At 64.3% G+C, this 18,837-nt stretch carries 19 protein-coding genes; 16 read left to right on the top strand and 3 right to left on the bottom strand.

Annotated features, from left to right (window positions below; translation table 11 throughout):
- The first annotated feature begins 80 nt into the window (after positions 1-80).
- Both AC54AG_RS12660 and AC54AG_RS12655 read left to right on the top strand, forming a co-directional pair.
- Positions 81-548 carry a winged helix-turn-helix transcriptional regulator gene (locus AC54AG_RS12660; protein WP_496630537.1) on the top strand — a complete coding sequence of 156 codons (468 nt, stop codon included), beginning with the start codon at positions 81-83 and terminating at the stop codon, positions 546-548.
- Positions 545-1,765, top strand: coding sequence for a D-amino acid dehydrogenase (locus tag AC54AG_RS12655; RefSeq protein WP_496630536.1), 1,221 nt, complete (start codon positions 545-547; stop codon positions 1,763-1,765). Before AC54AG_RS12660 ends, AC54AG_RS12655 begins: the two co-directional genes overlap by 4 nt.
- Here the strand turns inward: AC54AG_RS12655 and AC54AG_RS12650 are convergent.
- Both AC54AG_RS12650 and AC54AG_RS12645 read right to left on the bottom strand, forming a co-directional pair.
- Positions 1,740-2,819, bottom strand: a complete 1,080-nt coding sequence (locus AC54AG_RS12650; RefSeq protein WP_496630535.1) for a hypothetical protein — start codon at positions 2,817-2,819, stop codon at positions 1,740-1,742. The genes AC54AG_RS12655 and AC54AG_RS12650 overlap by 26 nt on opposite strands.
- A gap of 67 nt (positions 2,820-2,886) precedes the next feature.
- Positions 2,887-3,921 carry a MerR family transcriptional regulator gene (locus AC54AG_RS12645; protein WP_496630534.1) on the bottom strand — a complete coding sequence of 345 codons (1,035 nt, stop codon included), beginning with the start codon at positions 3,919-3,921 and terminating at the stop codon, positions 2,887-2,889.
- 340 nt (positions 3,922-4,261) lie between these two features.
- Between AC54AG_RS12645 and AC54AG_RS12640 the strand changes: the two genes are divergently transcribed.
- From AC54AG_RS12640 to AC54AG_RS12580, 13 genes are all read left to right on the top strand, one after another.
- Positions 4,262-5,272: a zinc-binding alcohol dehydrogenase family protein gene (locus AC54AG_RS12640; RefSeq protein ID WP_496630708.1), complete on the top strand. Its 1,011-nt coding sequence runs from the start codon at positions 4,262-4,264 to the stop codon at positions 5,270-5,272.
- Between the two features lies 1 nt (position 5,273).
- Complete coding sequence (locus AC54AG_RS12635) at positions 5,274-6,410, top strand: mannitol dehydrogenase family protein (protein ID WP_496630532.1); 1,137 nt, start codon at positions 5,274-5,276, stop codon at positions 6,408-6,410.
- Positions 6,411-6,524: 114 nt separating this feature from the next.
- On the top strand, positions 6,525-7,442 hold the full coding sequence (locus tag AC54AG_RS12630; RefSeq protein WP_034759665.1) for a GntR family transcriptional regulator: 918 nt from the start codon (positions 6,525-6,527) through the stop codon (positions 7,440-7,442).
- A gap of 25 nt (positions 7,443-7,467) precedes the next feature.
- Positions 7,468-7,803: a UxaA family hydrolase gene (locus AC54AG_RS12625; protein ID WP_070303651.1), complete on the top strand. Its 336-nt coding sequence runs from the start codon at positions 7,468-7,470 to the stop codon at positions 7,801-7,803.
- Positions 7,800-9,023: a UxaA family hydrolase gene (locus AC54AG_RS12620; protein ID WP_496630530.1), complete on the top strand. Its 1,224-nt coding sequence runs from the start codon at positions 7,800-7,802 to the stop codon at positions 9,021-9,023. Before AC54AG_RS12625 ends, AC54AG_RS12620 begins: the two co-directional genes overlap by 4 nt.
- Before the next feature lie 11 nt (positions 9,024-9,034).
- Entirely contained in the window at positions 9,035-10,054 is a 1,020-nt protein-coding gene (locus tag AC54AG_RS12615) for an aldo/keto reductase (RefSeq protein WP_496630529.1), read from the top strand.
- Entirely contained in the window at positions 10,051-10,881 is an 831-nt protein-coding gene (locus AC54AG_RS12610) for an amidohydrolase family protein (protein WP_496630528.1), read from the top strand. Before AC54AG_RS12615 ends, AC54AG_RS12610 begins: the two co-directional genes overlap by 4 nt.
- Positions 10,882-10,981: 100 nt before the next feature.
- Complete coding sequence (locus AC54AG_RS12605; protein ID WP_319992467.1) at positions 10,982-11,311, top strand: L-rhamnose mutarotase; 330 nt, start codon at positions 10,982-10,984, stop codon at positions 11,309-11,311.
- A gap of 83 nt (positions 11,312-11,394) precedes the next feature.
- On the top strand, positions 11,395-12,150 hold the full coding sequence (locus AC54AG_RS12600) for an SDR family oxidoreductase (protein WP_034759659.1): 756 nt from the start codon (positions 11,395-11,397) through the stop codon (positions 12,148-12,150).
- A 21-nt stretch (positions 12,151-12,171) separates the two neighbouring features.
- A complete protein-coding gene (locus AC54AG_RS12595) occupies positions 12,172-13,038 on the top strand; it encodes a fumarylacetoacetate hydrolase family protein (RefSeq protein WP_496630526.1) in 867 nt (288 codons plus the stop codon).
- 81 nt (positions 13,039-13,119) lie between these two features.
- On the top strand, positions 13,120-14,631 hold the full coding sequence (locus AC54AG_RS12590; RefSeq protein ID WP_485882172.1) for a sugar ABC transporter ATP-binding protein: 1,512 nt from the start codon (positions 13,120-13,122) through the stop codon (positions 14,629-14,631).
- A gap of 20 nt (positions 14,632-14,651) precedes the next feature.
- On the top strand, positions 14,652-15,626 hold the full coding sequence (locus tag AC54AG_RS12585; RefSeq protein WP_070257549.1) for an ABC transporter permease: 975 nt from the start codon (positions 14,652-14,654) through the stop codon (positions 15,624-15,626).
- An 80-nt stretch (positions 15,627-15,706) separates the two neighbouring features.
- Positions 15,707-16,642: an ABC transporter substrate-binding protein gene (locus AC54AG_RS12580; RefSeq protein ID WP_070304000.1), complete on the top strand. Its 936-nt coding sequence runs from the start codon at positions 15,707-15,709 to the stop codon at positions 16,640-16,642.
- 15 nt (positions 16,643-16,657) lie between these two features.
- Here AC54AG_RS12580 and AC54AG_RS12575 read toward each other — a convergent pair whose 3' ends face one another.
- Positions 16,658-17,557: a LysR substrate-binding domain-containing protein gene (locus AC54AG_RS12575; protein WP_456131789.1), complete on the bottom strand. Its 900-nt coding sequence runs from the start codon at positions 17,555-17,557 to the stop codon at positions 16,658-16,660.
- A gap of 98 nt (positions 17,558-17,655) precedes the next feature.
- Between AC54AG_RS12575 and AC54AG_RS12570 the strand changes: the two genes are divergently transcribed.
- The gene (locus AC54AG_RS12570) at positions 17,656-18,723 is read left to right on the top strand and encodes an SDR family oxidoreductase (RefSeq protein ID WP_456131788.1); all 1,068 of its coding nucleotides are present in this window, start codon (positions 17,656-17,658) and stop codon (positions 18,721-18,723) included.
- The last annotated feature ends 114 nt before the right edge of the window (positions 18,724-18,837 follow it).

Below are 18,837 nucleotides of genomic sequence, written 5' to 3'. Positions count from 1 at the left end.
TAAGTGGTTTTAAATTAAAACCAGTTGGAGTCTACGCCGAGAAGTTTTAAAATGCAACCACTCAATCCTGGAGAATGCCCGTGGCCAAGCGCAAGAGCCTGAAAACCGACCTCTGTCCCGTGGCGCGCGCGCTCGACGTGATCGGCGAGCGCTGGTCACTGCTGATCGTGCGCGACGCCTTCGACGGCATGCGCCGCTTTGGCGAATTCCAGAAAAGCCTGGGCGTGGCGAAGAACATTCTGGCCGACCGCCTGCACACCCTGGTGGAAGAGGGCATCTTTACGATTGCGCCCGCCTCGGACGGCACGGCTTACCAGGAGTACGTGCTGACGCAAAAGGGGCTGGCGCTGTTTCCCGTCGTCGTCGGTTTGCGCCAGTGGAGCGAGGCGCAATTGTTTGAAGCGGGCGAGGCGCACTCGACCTTGCTGCAACGCGATACGCACGCGCCCGTGCGCAGGATGGACGTGCTGGCGCCGGACGGCCGCGTGTTGCAGGCGGGCGACACGGTCGTGCACAAGGTGGAGCAGAAAATGGAACCTGAGGCATGAAGCGCGTGGCCGTGCTGGGCGCAGGGATCACGGGCGTGACGACGGCGTATGCGCTGGCCAGGCGGGGCGTAGACGTGACCCTGATCGAACGTCACCGTTACGCTGCCATGGAAACGTCGTATGCGAACGGCGGGCAATTGTCGGCCTCGCACGCGGAAGTGTGGAACCACAAGGCAACGATACTGAACGCCCTGAAATGGATGGCGCGGCGCGATGCGCCCTTGCTGCTTCATCCCTGGCCCAGCTGGCACAAGCTGAGCTGGTTTGCCGAGTTTCTCGCCGCCATGCCGGCTTACGAGCGCAACACCATCGCCACGGCCCGCATGGCGATCGCCGCGCGCGAACATTTGTTTGCGTGGGCGCAAGCGGAAAACATAGCTTTCGATCACCGCCGCGCCGGCATCCTGCACATCTACCGTGACAAGGCCAGCTTCGAGCGGGCGGCCGGCGTATCACGCCTGCTGGCGCAGGGCGGCTTGCAGCGGCGCGCCGTCACGCCGCAGGAAATGCGCGCCGTCGAACCGGCCTTGCAGGGCGACTTCTACGGCGGCTACTACACGGACAGCGATTCCACGGGCGACATCCACAAGTTCACGAGCGGCCTGGCCGACGCCTGCGTGCGCCTGGGCGTGGCGTGCCGCTATGGCGAGGAAGTCACGGCGCTGGCGCGCGAGCACGGCAGGGTGCGCGTCAGCATAGGCGAGGACAGCAGCCTGTTCGATGCCGTCGTCATTTGCGCGGGCACGGCCAGCCGCGCCATGGCGGCCATGCTGGGCGACCATGTCAACGTGTATCCCGTGAAAGGCTATTCGATTACCGTGCAATTGGATGACGCCGCCAGCCGCGCGGCGGCGCCGAAGGTCAGCCTGCTCGACGACGCGACCAAGCTGGTCAGTAGCCGCCTAGGTGAAGACCGGCTCAGGGTGGCGGGCACGGCGGAATTCAACGGCGTCAACCACGACATCCGCGCCGACCGCATCCGCCCGCTGCTGCAGTGGGTGGAGCAGTGTTTTCCCGGCATCAATACCCGCAAGGTCGTGCCCTGGGCCGGCTTGCGTCCCATGCTGCCCGACATGCTGCCGAAAGTGGGGCCGGGCAAGGCGCCGGGCGTGTACTACAACACGGGCCACGGCCACCTGGGTTGGACCCTGGCGGCGGCCACGGCGGAGATGGTGGCGGAAGTGCTGGTGGCTAGTTCTTCGGCAGCAAATCGCTGAGCGCGGCGCGGCCCTTGACGGTGAGGAAGGGGCCGACCTTGCTGTAGGGCAGTAAAAAGTCGTTTTCGCAGCCGCTGCCGTTCGGGTCTTGCCAGAACGATACGCCTTCCGGCTTCAATGACAGGTGGAAGCGGCCGCGGCCGTCGTAATCCGTGCCCTTGCATTCGGCGTCGATCTTCACGTCCTTGAACAGGGCCTGGCGCAGGCGGTCCGGCAATTCGGCCTTGTCGTCGCCATCGCTGGCGCTGGCGCCAAACCAGTTCCACACGTCCGTTTCCTGGCCCGTTTTCACATCCCAGGTGCGGAACTTGATGGAGATGCCGCTGGCGCCATAGCCGGCCGCCCAGCGGTAGAACTTGACCGTCACCCAGTGCGGCGACCAGTAGGTGGGATCCGCATACACTTCGTCTTCCGTCGTGAAACCGTTGCGGCCCAGGTATTCGCGGCGCGTGGCATAGAAGTCTTCCAGGTCCTTCTTGTTCTTCGCCAGTATGGCGCGCAGCTGCGCATTGATTTTCGCCACGCCATCGCCGGGCGCCATCAGTTCCACGGTGATGGTGTCGCCCACTTGCAGGTTGCGGTATTGCTTGCCTTCAAAGATGACGGGTTTGCTTACCTTGGTGCCGGGAAAATCTTCCAGCGCCAGGTTGTAGGCATCGCTGGCGCAGGACGGATGTTCGTGGTCGCCCGCCGCTTCCAGCAGGCTCAAGGCCAGGGGCAGGCTCTTGCCGCTTTTCGGGTCCGTCCAGGTACCGGTGATTTTTCCGCCTTGCGGCGCGTTCAGCGACCACGTGCCCGTCGTATTGCCCTTGGCGTCGAGTTCCTGCCACAGCGTCTTGCCGTTCGGTTTGGCCAGCATGATCGGCGTCTTGTAGCGCGTGTAGTAATAGCTGCCGCTGCGGTCCGCGCCTTGCGTGGTGCTGGGCTGGTTGAAGCAGGCGACGATATTGGCCTTGCCCACGGTGCCCTGCCACACCCCTTGCACGGGCGGCTCGGCGGCCATGGCGGCATTCAGGGCGGGCAGGGTCAGGCAAGCAAACAGAAAGCGGCGCATCGGTTAATCCTCTCGTGGGCGATGGCCGATTCTACATGGCCGCGCCCACGAGATGCCACACCTGAACCTATGCGCCGGGGCGCTCCTGCGCCACGATCGCCATCGCCGCGCCCAGATACTGCAGCATGGCCGCGTCGACGAAGCTGCCTTCCATCAGACGCGGTTCCTGCTGGTGCGCCTGGCGGAATTTCAGCTGAGTGGCCGGGTCCGTGCCCGCGTAGGAACGGAACAGTTCCAGCCACTGGCGCGCCAGTTGCAGCACGGCCGGATCGGTGGGCGGCGTGCGCGCATCGATGGCGGCGCGCACGGCGGCGATCAGGGCTGGCCACTCGCCCGAACGCTTGCCGTAGTTGGCCAGCAGATGCGCGTATTCGTGCTCGTCGAGAAAGGGCCGGTACAGCGCCATGCGCGAGGCATTGAAGGCGGCGAGGATGAACTGCATCACGTCCGCGTCGATGCTGGTCGTCGCCTGCATCGATGGCTCCTGCGCATGCATGTCGTTCAGGCGCGCGAACAGGCCCGGATGGGCACCCGTGTCGCGCACCAGCTTGACCATCCATTCCGTGGCCAGCGCCTGCGCTGGCGCATCACCGGGGCCCGCGCCCGCGTCCTTGGCGGCGCGCACTCTCATTACCAGTGCTTTCCATTCCTGTTCCACGGCCGCATCGGACAGCAGCGGCAGTTGTTGCAGTTCTTCGTGACTAAAGTATTTGTCGTACATGGTCATCAACTCCATAGTGGTGAGCCACTCGGCCAGTTCCGGCGCCTGCCCCTGCACCAGTTGCGTTTGCAGGGTGCGCAGGCGTTCGCGCAGGGTGGAAGCCTGTGCGATCTGGTGCTCCAGCATGGCGATTTGCCGCGCCACGATGGAGGAGAGCGGCAGGTCCGGGCCGGCGAGGGCGTTGGCGATATCGGCCAGCGACAGCCCGAACTTGCGCAGCGCCATGATCCGGTGCAGCCGGTCCATGTCGCCGTGCTGGTACAGGCGGTAGCCAGCTTGCGTGCGCGCCGAAGGCGAGAGCAGGCCGATGCTGTCGTAGTGGTGCAGGGTGCGGATGGTCAGGCCCGTGAGCCTGGCCAGTTCACCGATTTTCAACAGCATCGTCTTCTCCTTGTCTTCAGTGCGTGCCAATCACGATGGCGCCTGACGTAACGTCAGGGTCAAGCAGGAATGTAGCAGAGGCCTCGAAAAAACCCGCAAAAGAATCCGTTGACCTTCATTTTTTTGTACGGTATATTTATAAAACCGAACGACAGCTTCAGCAAAATAAACGGGTTCGGGCCAGGCGGCATGACGGAGTAATCGTTGTGCGACGCAGCAAGACGCGCCATTGGCAGGGCTGGAAAGACAATCCGCACAGACGGATTTTTTTCACAGTTGGTTTGTACGTTAAATATAATATGCCACCGGCAAGATCCGGGCGGCGAGAGAGACGACCATGATGAAAAGTATCGTTTGCGATACCCCCGGCAGTTTGCGCATGGAACAGCGCCCCGTGCCCGTGCCCGGCGAGGGTGAAGTGCTGCTGCGCATACGCCGCGTCGGCATCTGCGGCACCGACATGCATATCTTCCGCGGCACCCAGCCTTTCCTCAGCTATCCGCGCGTGATGGGCCATGAATTGTCCGGCCATATCGACAGCGCGCCAGCCGGCTCGCGCCTGGCCGTGGGCGACCAGGTCTACGTGATGCCCTACCTGTCATGCGGCACCTGCGTGGCCTGCCGCCAGGGCAAGACCAACTGCTGCACCCGCATCGAAGTGCTGGGAGTGCACCGCGACGGCGGCATGACGGAATACCTGGCGCTGCCCGAGCGCTTCGTCTTCAAGACGGAAGGCATCTCGCTCGACGACGCGGCCATGATCGAATTTCTCGCCATCGGCGCGCACGCCGTCAAGCGCGGCGCGGTCGATGCCGGCAAGCGCGTGCTGGTGGTGGGCGCCGGCCCGATCGGCATGGCCGTGATGCTGTTCGCGTCCTTGAAAGGCGCCGACGTGACGGTGCTCGATGGCCGCGCCGACCGCCTGCAGTTCTGCCGCGACGCGCTTGGTATCACCCGCACGGTGCAGCTGGGCGACGGCGACAAGGAGCAGCTGTCTGATGCCACAGGCGGTGAATTCTTCGACGTGGTGTTTGACGCCACCGGCAATATCGCCGCCATGGAGCGGGGCCTGGACTTTGTCGCCCATGGCGGCTCCTATGTGCTGGTATCCATCGTGCGCGACCGCCTGTCCTTTTCCGACCCGGAATTCCACAAGCGCGAAACGACCCTGCTGGGCAGCCGCAACGCCACCGTTGACGATTTCGAGGAAGTGGTGGCGGCCATTAAGGCGGGGAAAGTCCCCACCGCGCTGCTCAATACCCACCGCACCACGCTCGATGAATTTACGGGCGTGCTCGATCGCTGGATGCAGCCAGAAGCGGGTGTCATCAAGGCCATCGTCGAGGTCTGAGATGAGCGATCTCAACCCCATACTGCAATTTGGCACCAGCCGCTTCCTGCAGGCGCACGCCGACCTGTTCGTCAGTGAAGCGGCGAAGACAGGCGAGGCGCTGGGCAATATCACCATCGTGCAAACGACCGGCAGCGTGCAGGGCGCGGCGCGGGTGGCGGCGTTTCGCCAGGCCGGCGGCTATCCGGTGCGCATCCGCGGCTGGCAGGACGGCGCGCAGGTCGATGAAGAGCGCCGCGCCGACGCCGTCACGCAGGCGTGGCAGGCCGGCAGCGACTGGCGACAGGTGCGCGGTGCGGCCGTGGCCGCGCGCGTGATCGTCTCGAATACGGGCGACACGGGCTACCAGCTCGAAGACGCCGACCACGCCGGCATGCTCAATGGCGCGACCGTTCCCGCCAGCTTTCCCGCCAAGCTGCTGGTGCTGCTGCATGACCGCTTCCTGGCCGGCGCCGCGCCCATCTCGATTTTTCCGTGCGAACTGGTGGCCGACAACGGCAATGTACTGCGCCAGGTGATCGTGACATTGGCGCGGCAGTGGCGCTGCGATACCGCATTCATCGGGTATCTGCAAACGGGCTGCCTGTGGATCAATTCCCTCGTCGACCGCATCGTTTCCGAACCGATCGAACCGATAGGCGCGGTGGCCGAACCCTATGCGCTGTGGGCCATCGAGGCGCAGGAAGGCATGCTGCTGCCGTGCCGCCATCCGCAGCTGGTGGTGACGGACAGCCTGCGCGAGTATGAGCAGCGCAAGCTGTTCCTGCTCAACCTCGGTCACACGTATCTGGCGCAGCTGTGGATGGAACGTGGCGGCCCGGCCGGCATGACGGTGCGCGAGGCGATGGACGATGGCGCCATGCGCGCCGCGCTGGAAGCCGTGTGGCACGAGGAAGTGCTGCCCGTGTTTGCCGCCATGGGCGCGCGGCACGGCGACGCCGCGCTGGCCTATGTGGCGCAGGTCAGGGAACGCTTCGGCAATCCCTTCCTCGCGCACCGCCTGGCCGACATCGCCCAGCACCACGCCGGCAAGATCGAGCGGCGCATGGCGCCCGTGGCGGCGCTGGCGCGGCAGCTGTGTCCCGCCCTGGCGCAGCCGCGCCTGCGCGCCATGCTGGCGCCGGGAGCGCAGCCATGAACGCCCCGCTCAGCGCAGTTGTTTCTTTTTTAGCATGCCGATCCAATCCGATATCGACTAAAATGGCCCACTCATCCACTTTCCCTTTCGCTGGCATAGCGCGTTCATTCATCCATGTCCAAACCCGCCACCGTCTTCAAGCGCAGTACCAATCTGCTGTTGCAATTTCTCGCCGAGAATGTCGCAGTGGGCGAGATGCTGCCGACGGAGCAGTTCCTGACCACGATCTGCCAGGGCAGCCGCACGGCCATCCGCAGCGCGATCGCGTATCTGTCGACGCGGCGCCTGATCGCCAGTCCTGCGGACCGGCGCCTGCTGCGCAAACCCATACCGGGCGACTACTTCGATATCTCCGAATTGCAGTCGGGGGCCGAGCGCATCCAGCAAGTGCTGATGGAACGCGTGTACCAGCGCGACATGCCGCCCGGCGCGGAATTCTCGGAAGCGGAGCTGGCGCGCGAGGCGGGTGCCAGTACCGTCAGCGTGCGCGAATTCCTGATCGGTTTCTCGCGCTTCGGCCTGATCGAAAAGAAACCGCGCGGCGGCTGGCGCCTGTGCGCGTTCGACCGCTCGTTCGCCACCGAACTGGCGGACATGCGGCGCATGTTCGAGATGGCGGCCGTGGAGCAGTTTGCGCACCTGCCGCATGGCGATCCGGCGTATGCGGAACTGGCGCGGCTGATCAAGCAGCACGAGAAGCTGGCGGCCAGGATCGACACGCGCCACAACGCGTTTCCGGCGCTGGACCGCGAGTTCCACACCTTCCTGATCGGCCTCTTGAACAACCGCTTCGCGCAGGGCTTCTACGATATCGTCTCGTTCGTGTTTCACTATCACTACCAGTGGGACAAGGGCGAGGAAAAGGGCCGCAACAAATACGCGGTGCAGGAGCACCTGGCGATCCTGCACGCGCTGGCGGAGCACGACATACCGAAGGCGCTCGAGTGCATGCGTTCGCACCTCGATTCCTCGCGCAGCACCATGCTGTCCTCGATCGGCACGCGCGAAAAACTGAGCCAGCCGGCCGCCTAGCCGTTTTTGCCGGGGAGGGTGCGCCATGAGCCTCGCTTCCCAGCCTAGCAGCCTGCTGCTGATGTCGCCCGAGGATAACTGCCTGATCGCCAGGACAGCCCTGGCCTGTGGCGACGTCGTCGCCATCGACGGCGTGCCCGTCACCCTGGCGCAAAACATCCACATCGGCCACAAGGTGGCGCGCCGCGCGCTGGCCGTGGGCGACAAGGTGCTGCGCTACGGCGCCCTGATCGGCAGCATCACGGCCCCCGTCGCCATCGGCGAGCATATCCATACGCACAACCTGGCAAGCGATTACATCCCCACGTTTACCCTGGGCCAGGACGGCCACCATTTCCTGGACAAGGACGACCAAGCATGAACGCTCCCGTAACGAAACCCGCCCTGTCGGGGTACCTGCGCGCCGATGGCCGCAAGGGCATCCGCAATATCGTGGTCGTGGCCTATATGGTCGAATGCGCGCACCACGTGGCGCGCCTGATGGTCAACGCCTTTCCCGGCCAGCCCGTGCACCTGATCGGCTTTACGGGCTGCTTCCCGAACGAATACGCGGACCAGGTGATGCGCCGTTTGCTGACGCACCCGAACGTGGGCGCCGTGCTGCTGGTTTCCCTGGGCTGCGAAGGCTTCAACAAATATGGCCTCTCCAGCGCCGTGGCAGACAGCGACCGCCCCGTGCACACGATCACGATCCAGGAAAACAGCGGCACGCGCCCCAGCGTGAGCAGCGGCGTCGAGTGGATCAGCTGGGCGCTGGAACACCTGGCGCGGCAGGAGCGCGTGCCGATGGGGATCGATGAACTGGTCGTCGCCACCATCTGCGGCGGCTCCGACAGCACCAGCGGCATCAGCGCCAACCCGGCCGTCGGCGTCGCGTTTGACACCCTGATCGCCGCCGGCAGCCCCTGCATCTTCGAAGAGACGGGCGAACTGGTGGGCTGCGAATACCACATGCAGCGGCGCGCCGTCAGTCCGGACCTGGGCAATGCCATCGTCGAAACCGTGGCCAAGGCCGCCCGCTACTACACCATCATGGGCCATGGCAGCTTCTCGCCGGGAAACGCCGATGGCGGCCTGACCACGCAGGAAGAAAAGTCGCTGGGCGCCTACGCCAAGAGCGGTTCTTCACCCATCGTCGGCATTCTGAAACCGGGCGACCAGCCGGCCGGCGGCGGCCTGTACCTGCTCGACGTGGTGCCGGACGGCGAGCCGCGCTTCGGCTTCCCGAATGTGTCGGACAACGCGGAAATCGTCGAACTCATTTCCTGCGGCGCCCACATCACCTTGTTTACCACGGGCCGCGGCTCGGTGGTCGGTTCGGCGATCTCGCCCGTCATCAAGGTGTGCGCCAATCCGCAAACCTTCGAGCGCCTGGCCGACGACATGGATATCAACGCTGGCAAGATCCTCACGGGCGAAGCCAGCCTCGAAGAAGTGGGCGCGGAGATCGTCGCCGCCGTGCTGAACGTCGCCAACGGAGAACTGAGCCGCTCGGAAGACCTGGGCCACCAGGAATTCGTGCTGACCTATAAACAATTCGATGCGGTGGGGCCAGGCTGCTTCCCATTGCGCGCCGCTTGAGGGCCGGATTCATGGATGTCACACAATTGCATACTTTGCCGCGCGGGGGCCTGTCGCTGCCCTGCATCGGCATGGGCTGCGCGCCGATAGGCGGCTTGTACCAGCCCGTCAGCGGCGCGCAGGCGCGCATCACACTCGATGGCGCGTGGGATGCCGGCGTGCGCTTCTTCGACACGGCGCCGTTCTATGGCTATACCCAGTCCGAGCGCCGTCTCGGTGCGGCGCTGCGCGAGCGGCCCCGCCATGAATTTGTGATCAGCACCAAGGTGGGACGGCTGATGCGGCCCGACGCTTCCGTGCGTCCCGGCGACGACGGCTTTGCCGCGCCGCTGCCGTTCCGCCCCCATTACGACTATACGTATGACGGCGTGCTGCGTTCGCACGAGGACAGCCTGCAAAGATTGGGGCTGGACCGCATCGATATCCTGTTCGTGCACGATATCGGCAAGGCCACGCATGGCGAACTCGATCAGCATTACTGGCGCCAGCTGACGACCGGTGGCGGTTTTCGCGCCCTCGATGAACTACGCGCCAGCGGCCAGGTGAAGGCCGTGGGCCTCGGTGTCAACGAGTGCGAGATCGTCCTGCGCGCGATGGCGGAATTTGACCTCGATTGCACCTTGCTGGCCGGCCGCTACACCTTGCTGGAACAAGCCTCGCTGTCGCCGTTGCTGGACCTGTGCGTGGAACGCGGCAACGCCATCGTGATCGGCGGCCCGTTCAATTCGGGCGTGCTGGCCGGGAACGGCAAATTCAACTACGCCGATGCGCCGGCCGCGATACTCAAGCGCGTGGCGCGCCTGGACGCCGTCTGCCGTGAATTCGGCGTGCCGCTGCAGGCTGCGGCACTGCAGTTTCCGCTCGCCCATCCTGCCGTCGCTTCCTGCATCCCGGGCGGCCAGGACCTGGCGCAGCTGCGGCAAAACCTGGACTGGTTCGCTACGCCGCTGCCCGACGCCCTGTGGCTGGCGCTGCGGGACGCGGATTTGATCGATGCGCGCGCGCCGCTGCCTGCGGGAGTGGCCGCATGATGCGCATCGACGCCCACCAGCACTTCTGGCAGCTGGCCGCGCGTGCCGGCAGCTGGCCGCCGCCATCGCTGGCCGCCATCCACCGCGATTTTGCGCCGGCCGACCTGGCGCCACTGCTGGCCGCGCACGGCATCGCCGGCACGGTACTGGTGCAGTCGCTGCCGTCGGCTGCCGATACCGATTACCTGCTGGCGCTGGCGGAAAAGACCAGCTTCATTCGCGCCGTCGTGGGCTGGGCCGATTTGCTGGCGCCTGACGCAGCGGCGGCGATTGTTCGCCTGGCATCGTACGGCAAGCTCAAAGGCTTGCGCCCCATGCTGCAGGATATCGATGACGATCAGTGGATCGCCAATCCCGCGCTGGCGCCGGCCCTGGCTGCCATGGTGGAACAGGGCTTGCGGCTGGACGCGCTGGTGCTGCCGCGCCACTTGCCCGCGCTGCTGCATTGCGCCCGCGCTTATCCGCAGCTGGCCATCGTGATCGACCATGCGGCCAAGCCGCCGATCGCCCATGCCGCGTTCGGCATCTGGCGCGAAGACATGGCGTTGCTGGCCGCGCTGCCGAACGTGCACTGCAAGCTGTCCGGACTGGTGACGGAAGCGCGGCCCGGCTGGAACGTGGACGACCTGCGCCCTTATGCCGCACATGTGCTGGACGTGTTCGGCCCCCGGCGCGTGATCTGGGGCAGCGACTGGCCCGTGGTGGACCTGGCCGGCGGTTATGCGGCGTGGCTGGCCGCCAGCGAGGCGCTGCTGGCGCATTTGGGGCAAGAGGACAGGGACGATATTTTCGGACGCAATGCGTGCCGGTTTTATGGTTTTGAATGAGGTGGCGGGCGTGTCGGCTTACGCCGTTCCGGCTAAGCCGACCTACGGTCATCGTCAACGGTATTGGTAGGTTGGCGTAAGTCAGCAAAAAGGAGTCGCAATGCAAAGAATGGGCATGGTCATCGGCATCGCGCCGGAGCGCATCGCTGAATACAAAACCCTGCACGCCGCCGTCTGGCCGCAGGTGCTGGCCAGACTGGCTGCCGCGCATGTCGGCAATTATTCGATCTTCCTGCGCGAGCCGGAAAACCTGCTGTTCGGCTACTGGGAATACCACGGCGAGGATTTTGAGGCCGACATGGCGGCCATTGCCGCCGACCCGGAAACGCAGCGCTGGTGGACCTTTTGCGCACCGTGCCAGGAGCCGCTGGCTTCGCGCGCCGAGGGAGAGCACTGGGCGATGATGGAGCAGGTATTCCACGTCAGTTAGCAAAAATCCGGGGTCAGACCCGCCGGGTCTGACCCCAGCCGTTAAGGTGTTGGGTTAAAAATATAAAAACCAGGAGACAAAAAATGACCGCCAGACTACAAGGCAAAATCGCCCTGCTCACCGCCGCCGGCCAGGGCATCGGCCGCGCCACGGCCGAAGCGTTCGTGCGCGAAGGCGCCACCGTGATCGCCACCGATATCAACCAGGCCCAGCTCGACGCGTTGAAGGAAGCGACGGGCTGCGCCATCCGCCGGCTCGACGTGACCGATGGCGCGGCGATCACCGCGCTGGCCGACGAGATCGGCCCCGTCGATATCCTGTTCAACTGCGCCGGCTTCGTCGACGGCGGCACCATCCTCGACTGCGACGATGCGGCCTGGGACCGTTCCTTCGACATCAACGCGCGCTCCATGTACCGGTTGATGCGCGCCGTGCTGCCCGGCATGCTGGCCAGGGGCGCCGGCTCCATCGTCAATATGTCGTCCGTGGCGTCGAGCGTGAAGGGCGCGCCGAACCGCTTTATCTACGGCACCTCGAAGGCGGCCGTGGTGGGCATGACCAAGTCGGTAGCGGCGGACTTCGTCACGCGCGGCATCCGCTGCAACGCGATCTGCCCCGGCACCATCGAGTCGCCCTCGCTGAAGGAACGCATTGCGGCGCAGGCGGCAGCGACGGGCGTGAGCATCGATGAAGTGCAGGCGGCGTTTGTCGCCCGCCAGCCGATGGGCAGAGTGGGCCGGGCAGAGGAAATCGCCGCGCTGGCCGTCTACCTGGCTTCCGATGAATCCGCCTTCACCACCGGTATGACTCACGTCATCGATGGTGGTTGGTCCAATTAATTACAACAACGAGAGACACACATGAAACTGATGCGTTATGGCGCCAAGGGCGCTGAAAAACCTGCACTCATCGATGCCGACGGCGTCGTGCGCGACCTGTCCGGCGTGCTGTCCGATATCACGGGCGCGACCCTGGGCAAGGATGGCCTGGCGACTTTGGCCGCACTCGATATCGCCAGCCTGCCGGTGGTGGCGAATCCTGGCCGCATCGCGCCGCCGTGGAAGGGCGTGGGCAAGTTCTTGTGCGTGGGGCTGAACTATGCCGACCATGCGGCCGAATCAGCCATGGCCGTGCCGGCTGAGCCGGTGCTGTTCATGAAAGCCACCAGCGCCATCATCGGCGCCAACGATGCCGTGGTGATGCCGCAGGACTCGAAGAAAAGCGACTGGGAAGTGGAGCTGGGCGTGGTGATCGGCACCACCGCGCGCTATGTGAGCGAAGCCGATGCGCTGTCGCACGTGGCCGGCTATTGCGTGGTGAACGATTTGTCCGAACGCGAGTACCAATTGGAGCGCGGCGGCCAGTGGGACAAGGGCAAGGGCTGCGATACCTTCGGCCCGATCGGTCCCTGGCTGGTCACAAGCGACGAAGTGGCTGACCCGCAAAACCTCGGCCTGTGGCTGGAAGTGAACGGCAAGCGCGTCCAGGATGGCAATACCAGAACCATGGTCTTCGGCGTGGCTAATCTGGTCAGCTACATCAGCCGCTTCATGACCTTGTACCCGGGCGACATCATCAGCACCGGCACGCCGCCGGGCGTGGGCATGGGCCAGAAGCCGTCGGCCGTGTACCTGAAGCCGGGCGACACCATGCGCCTGGGGATCAGCGGCCTCGGTGAACAGAGCCAGACCGTGCATGCCTGGAATCCGGAACTGATCGACAGTTAAACGAGTAGCAGACCGGCGCGCCGCCAAGGTGCTCAGACATCGGCACGCCGGCCTATGGCAGTGGAGTGGAGGAGACACACCATGAATGAATCCGAAGAGATACTGGCCCTGAACAAGGTCAGCAAGCGCTTTCCCGGCGTGCTGGCGCTCGACAACGTCAGTTTCAGCCTGCGCAAGGGCGAAGCCCACGCGCTGTGCGGCGAAAACGGCGCCGGCAAGTCCACCCTGATGAAGGTGATGAGCGGCGTGTACCAGGCCGACGAGGGAGAACTGGTCTACAAGGGCAAGGTGTGCAGTTTTTCCTGCAGCGTGGATGCGGAGGCGGCCGGCATCGCCATCATCCACCAGGAACTGAACCTGATCCCGCACCTGAGCGTGGCCGAGAATATTTTTCTCGCGCGTGAACCGGTGCGCGGCATCTTCATCGACCGCAAGAAGATGCGTGCCGATGCGCAGGCGCTGCTGGACCGGTTGAAGCTGCGCATCGACCCGCGCCAGCTGGTGAAAAACCTGTCCTGTGCGCAGCAGCAGATGGTGGAAATTGCCAAGGCGCTGTCGCTCAATACGGAAGTGCTGATCATGGACGAACCCACGTCGTCGCTGACGGAAAGCGAGACGGGCCAGCTGTTCGACATCATCAATGAACTCAAGCGCAATGGCGTGAGCGTGGTCTACATCTCGCACCGGCTCGAAGAGATGCAGCACATCATCGACAGGGTGACGGTGCTGCGCGACGGGAAATTCGTCTGCACCGACGATTTTGCCGCCACCACCTTGGACGCCATCGTGGCGAAGATGGTGGGCCGCACCCTCGATGAAAAATTTCCCGACCGCGTCTCGACGCCGACGGCTGAAGTGCTGCTGCGCGTGACCGATTTGCACCGCAAGGATGTCTTCGGTCCGCTGAGCTTTGACTTGCGGCGCGGCGAGATCCTCGGCTTTTCCGGCCTGATGGGGGCAGGGCGCACGGAAGTGGCGCGCGCCATCTTCGGCGCCGATCCGCTCACCAGCGGCGCCATCCACCTGGGCGACGTGGCGGTCACTATCGACAGTCCCATCGACGCCATCGGCCACGGCATCGCCTACTTGTCGGAAGACCGCAAGAGCCACGGCCTGGCGATCCGCATGTCGGTGGCGGCAAACCTGACCTTGACGAATGTATCGGGGCTGGCGAACCGCTTCGGCTTCATCGATTTCGCCAGGGAAGAGGCGGTGGCGCAGCAGTACATCGCGGCGCTGGGCATCAAGACGCCAACCTCGAAACAGATCGCGCGCAACCTCTCGGGCGGCAACCAGCAAAAGATCGTCATCAGCAAATGGCTGTACCGCGAATCGAAAATCATCTTCTTCGACGAACCCACGCGCGGCATCGACGTGGGCGCCAAGTTCGCCATCTACCAGCTGCTCGACAAGCTGGCGTCGGAAGGCATCGGCGTGGTGCTGATCACGTCCGAGCTGCCCGAGATCATGGGCATGACGGACCGGGTGGCCGTGTTCCATGAAGGACGCATCAGCGGCATCGTCAATACGCGCGAATCGTCGCAGGAAGAGATCATGCAGCTCGCATCGGGCCGCCAGGCAGCAATGCATTAACATCAGAAAGCCACAAGAAAATGAACAAAGAACTGATCCAAAAATTCGCCGCGCTGGGCAGCCTGTCGCTGTTGCTGCTCGTGTTTTCGCTGACCAGCAACGCCTTTTTCTCCGTCAGCAACGGCATGAGCGTGGCCTTGCAAGTAACGTCGATCGCCTACCTGGGCATTGCCGCCACCTGCGTCATCATCACGGGCGGCATCGACTTGAGTTCCGGCTCCGTGCTGGCGCTGGCCGGCGTGGCCGCCGCGCTGCTGGTGAAAAGCGGCGTGCCCGTGCCGGTCGCCATGCTGGGCGGTGTCGTGGTGGGCGCCATGTGCGGCGCCGTCAACGGCTTTTGCATCACGCAACTGAAGCTGCCTCCTTTTATTGCCACCCTGGGCATGATGCTGATCGCACGCGGCCTGGCGCTGCAAGTAACGGGTGCGCGCGCCATTTCCGGCCTTGGCGACTCGTTCGGCGAACTCGGTAACGGCGTGCTGTGGCGCATCGAGCGCGACACGGGCGGCACCTTTCCCGAAGTCGTGTTTCCCGGCATTCCGTATCCGGTGGTGCTGATGGTGGTGATCGCCGTGGCCGTCTCCATCATGCTCAGCCGCACCACCTTTGGCCGGCATATCTATGCTGTCGGCTCGAATGCGGAAGCGGCGCGCCTGTCGGGCGTGAAGGTGGGCCGCGTGACCCTGCTCGTGTACACCCTGTCCGGCGCCTTGTCCGGCCTGACGGGCTGCGTGCTGATGTCGCGCCTGGTGACGGCGCAGCCGAACGAGGGCGTGATGTACGAACTCGATGCGATCGCCAGCGCCGTGATCGGCGGCGCCTCGCTGATCGGCGGCATCGGCACCATTTCCGGCACCGTCATCGGTTCCTTCGTCATCGGCATCCTGCGCAACGGCTTGAACATGAACGGGGTATCGAGCTTTATCCAGCAAATCATTATCGGACTGGTCATCTTGCTGACCGTCTGGATCGATCAGAAGCGCAATCGCGCCTGAAGCAGCAAGCAGCACGCATGAAGTCAATCCACCAAATCTATAATTATTAAATGAGGACGACAATGAAAACCATCAAAGCCATGTCGCTCGGTCTGTTGACCGCAGCATTTGCCCTGAGCTCCAGCGCCGCCTTCGCCGCGCCGGGCGAGATCGCCGTGATCGTCAAGACGACCAATTCCAACTACTGGCAAAACGTGAAAAAGGGCGCCACGGCCAGCGCGGCAGACGCCAAGGGCTACAGCCTGACCTTCCAGGGACCGGCCTCGGAATCGGCCATCGCCGATCAGGTCAGCATGGTGGAAAACGCCGTCACGCGCAAGGTGGCCGGCATCGTGCTGGCCGCGTCGGATCCGGACGCGCTGGTGCCGGCCCTGAAGAAGGCGTGGGAAGCGAAGATTCCCGTCGTGCTGATCGATTCGCTGGTGGCCGACAGCGGCAAGCGCTATTACCAGTCCTTCCTGTCGACCGACAATGAAGCGGCCGGCGAGCAAAGCGCCAAGGCCCTCATTTCGCAGGTCGGCAAGACAGGCAAGATCGCCGTGATGTCGTACGTGGCGGGCGCCGGTTCCGAGACGGGCAGGGTGGGCGGCTTCAAGCGCTATATCGAAAAGAACTCGCAGCTGCAGATCGTCGGCACGTATTACTCGCAGTCGCAGATGGCCACGGCATTGAACCAGACGACCGACGTGCTGGCCTCGAATCCGGACTTGAAGGGCATCTTCGGCGCCAATGAGCCAACGGCCGTGGGCATGGGCCGCGCCATCGCGCAGGCGGGCAAAGCAGGCAAGGTGATCGCCGTGGGCTTCGACGGCAATGAAGACCTGAAAAACTTCGTCAAGGACGGCACCCTGTATGCGACCGCCGTGCAGGGTTCGTACTCGATGGGCGCGCTGGGCGTGAAAACCCTCGTCAGCCTGATCGAAGGCAAGAAGGTCGCACCGTTCGTCAACACGGGCGTGGTGATCGTCACCAAGGCCAATGTGGAACTGCCGGAAGCGAAGAACGTTTTGTATTGAGTTCCATATTGCGTATCAGCTGATCGTCAGGCGCTGCTTCAATTCATTGAGCAGCGTGCCGGTCTTGGTGGTCAGCTGGCGCGCCAGCGGCCACGCGAGGGACAGCGGCAAGCCTGGCGTGGCGCAGGCCGGCAGTACTTCGACGATGGCGCCGCTGGCCAGGTGCTCGTGCACGAGCCAGGTCGCCTGCTGCGCGATGCCCAGGCCCGCCAGCACGGCGGCCGTTTGCGCCTCGGCGTCCCCCACCGTCAGGCGCGGACTGACCGTCCGCCGTTCCACCCCGTCCTCGCCGGCAAACAGCCATGGCGCCGCCGTGCCGTCGCCGCGGCCGTAGGCGATGCAATCGTGGCCATCGAGATCCGCAATGGCGAGCGGCGTGCCGCGCCGCGCCAGATAGGCGGGCGCCGCGCAAAAGATCAGGCGCTCTTCGCCCAAGGGCATCTGCCCCAGCGTTGGCGGCCAGCTGCCCGGCGCGCCGATGCGCACGGCGATATCGATGCGCTCTTCGAACAGGTCGGCAAAGCGGTCGCTGAAGGCAATCGACGGCTGCAACTGCGGATATTTTTCGCACAGATCAATCAGCGCCGGCATCACGCGCATGCGGCCATATGACGCGGGCACGCCGATGCGCACCTTGCCCGCCAGTTCCCCATCCTGCTCGGCCAGCACGTTTTCCGCCTCGACCAGTTCCTGCAGCACGCGCTTGCAGGTGGCGTAATAGGCATGCCCCGCGCTGCTCAACTGCAAACGCCGCGTGCTGCGCTCGAACAGGATCACGCCCAGGCGGGCTTCCAGGCGTGCCACGCTCTTGCTCACGGCCGAGCTGCTCAGGTGTAGCCGTACGGCCGCCCTGGTGAAACTGCCGGCATCGGCGGTGGCAAGAAAAGGCGCGATGCCTTTCAAATGTTCGGACATGATTGCAGAATATTTTTCACGAATAAGGTGAAATACTATCGCGGATAAGAATTTCTGTCCGCTATATCATGGCTTTTTACACAGGCATGGGAGTACGCATGAACAAGCACGCATTGATTATCGGCGCCAGCGGCGTTATCGGCAGCAATCTGGCCACGCACTTGCTGGCGCAGGGCTGGCAGGTGACGGGCGTCTCGCGTGGCCGCACGCCGGTTCCCACCGGTTGCGCATTCCTGCCGCTCGATGCCACGGATGGCGCGGCGGTCAGCGCCGCCCTGGCGGGCCTGGACGCCAGCCACGTCTTTTTCACGGCCTGGGCGCGCCAGGCCAACGAGCAGGAAAACATCCGCGTCAATGGCGCCATGGTGGCCAATGTGCTGGCCGCGCTGGGGCCCACCGGCCACTTGCGCCATGCGGCGCTGGTCACTGGCCTCAAGCACTACCTGGGACCGTTCGACGCCTATGGCAAGGGCAGCGTGCCAGTCACGCCGTTCCGCGAAGAGCAGGGCCGGCAAACGGTCGAGAACTTTTACTATGAGCAGGAAGACCGGCTGTTCGACGCGGCCGCGCGGTATAGTTTTACGTGGAGCGTGCACCGTCCGCACACCATCATCGGCTACGCGCTGGGCAATGCCATGAACATGGGCCTGACCCTGGCCGTGTATGCGAATCTGTGCAAGGCCGGCGGCCAGCCCTTCGTCTTTCCCGGTTCGCCCGCGCAATGGCACGGCTTGTCCGACATGACGGACGCGGGGCAGATCGCACGCCACCTGGCGTGGGCGGCCGACAGTCCCGCCGCGCGCAACGAAGACTTCAATATCGTCAATGGCGACGTGTTCCGCTGGAAGTGGCTGTGGCCGCGCCTGGCCGCTTATTTCGGCGTCGAGGCGGCCGATCTGCCCGAGGCGATGGCGCCGCTGGCCGACCGCATGCAGGACGCCCCCGAACAGTGGCGCGCCATCGCCGAGCAGCAGGGCCTGGTGGAGGCTGATGTCGGCCGCCTTGCTTCCTGGTGGCATACGGATGCCGATCTTGGGCGGCCGATGGAAGTGATGACGGACATGGGCAAAAGCCGCAAGGCGGGCTTCCTCGATTACCAGGATACGCAGGATGCCTTCTTCAATCTGTTCGACAAGCTGAAGGCGGAGCGCGTCATTCCCCGCTGACCTAGTTGTGGCCAACCATGTTGTCGGCTTACGCCGTTCCGGCTAAGCCGACCTACGGGCCGTCGTGGTAGTGCGTAGGTCGGGTTAGCGCGCAAGCGCGTAAGCCGACATCTT

This window comes from Janthinobacterium sp. BCJ23 (assembly GCF_059617945.1).
The sequence above is the reverse complement of the archived record's forward strand: the minus strand, read 5'-3'. Positions and strand labels throughout refer to the sequence as shown.

What these genes read in the sequence shown, in the direction of transcription:
- AC54AG_RS12655 (WP_496630536.1), top strand. Translation starts at nt 545, where the DNA reads ATGAAGCGCGTGGCCGTGCTGGGCGCAGGGATCACGGGCGTGACGACG.
- AC54AG_RS12650 (WP_496630535.1), bottom strand. Translation starts at nt 2,819, where the DNA reads ATGCGCCGCTTTCTGTTTGCTTGCCTGACCCTGCCCGCCCTGAATGCC.
- AC54AG_RS12645 (WP_496630534.1), bottom strand. Translation starts at nt 3,921, where the DNA reads ATGCTGTTGAAAATCGGTGAACTGGCCAGGCTCACGGGCCTGACCATC.
- AC54AG_RS12640 (WP_496630708.1), top strand. Translation starts at nt 4,262, where the DNA reads ATGAAAAGTATCGTTTGCGATACCCCCGGCAGTTTGCGCATGGAACAG.
- AC54AG_RS12635 (WP_496630532.1), top strand. Translation starts at nt 5,274, where the DNA reads ATGAGCGATCTCAACCCCATACTGCAATTTGGCACCAGCCGCTTCCTG.
- AC54AG_RS12630 (WP_034759665.1), top strand. Translation starts at nt 6,525, where the DNA reads ATGTCCAAACCCGCCACCGTCTTCAAGCGCAGTACCAATCTGCTGTTG.
- AC54AG_RS12625 (WP_070303651.1), top strand. Translation starts at nt 7,468, where the DNA reads ATGAGCCTCGCTTCCCAGCCTAGCAGCCTGCTGCTGATGTCGCCCGAG.
- AC54AG_RS12620 (WP_496630530.1), top strand. Translation starts at nt 7,800, where the DNA reads ATGAACGCTCCCGTAACGAAACCCGCCCTGTCGGGGTACCTGCGCGCC.
- AC54AG_RS12615 (WP_496630529.1), top strand. Translation starts at nt 9,035, where the DNA reads ATGGATGTCACACAATTGCATACTTTGCCGCGCGGGGGCCTGTCGCTG.
- AC54AG_RS12610 (WP_496630528.1), top strand. Translation starts at nt 10,051, where the DNA reads ATGATGCGCATCGACGCCCACCAGCACTTCTGGCAGCTGGCCGCGCGT.
- AC54AG_RS12605 (WP_319992467.1), top strand. Translation starts at nt 10,982, where the DNA reads ATGCAAAGAATGGGCATGGTCATCGGCATCGCGCCGGAGCGCATCGCT.
- AC54AG_RS12600 (WP_034759659.1), top strand. Translation starts at nt 11,395, where the DNA reads ATGACCGCCAGACTACAAGGCAAAATCGCCCTGCTCACCGCCGCCGGC.
- AC54AG_RS12595 (WP_496630526.1), top strand. Translation starts at nt 12,172, where the DNA reads ATGAAACTGATGCGTTATGGCGCCAAGGGCGCTGAAAAACCTGCACTC.
- AC54AG_RS12590 (WP_485882172.1), top strand. Translation starts at nt 13,120, where the DNA reads ATGAATGAATCCGAAGAGATACTGGCCCTGAACAAGGTCAGCAAGCGC.
- AC54AG_RS12585 (WP_070257549.1), top strand. Translation starts at nt 14,652, where the DNA reads ATGAACAAAGAACTGATCCAAAAATTCGCCGCGCTGGGCAGCCTGTCG.
- AC54AG_RS12580 (WP_070304000.1), top strand. Translation starts at nt 15,707, where the DNA reads ATGTCGCTCGGTCTGTTGACCGCAGCATTTGCCCTGAGCTCCAGCGCC.
- AC54AG_RS12575 (WP_456131789.1), bottom strand. Translation starts at nt 17,557, where the DNA reads ATGTCCGAACATTTGAAAGGCATCGCGCCTTTTCTTGCCACCGCCGAT.
- AC54AG_RS12570 (WP_456131788.1), top strand. Translation starts at nt 17,656, where the DNA reads ATGAACAAGCACGCATTGATTATCGGCGCCAGCGGCGTTATCGGCAGC.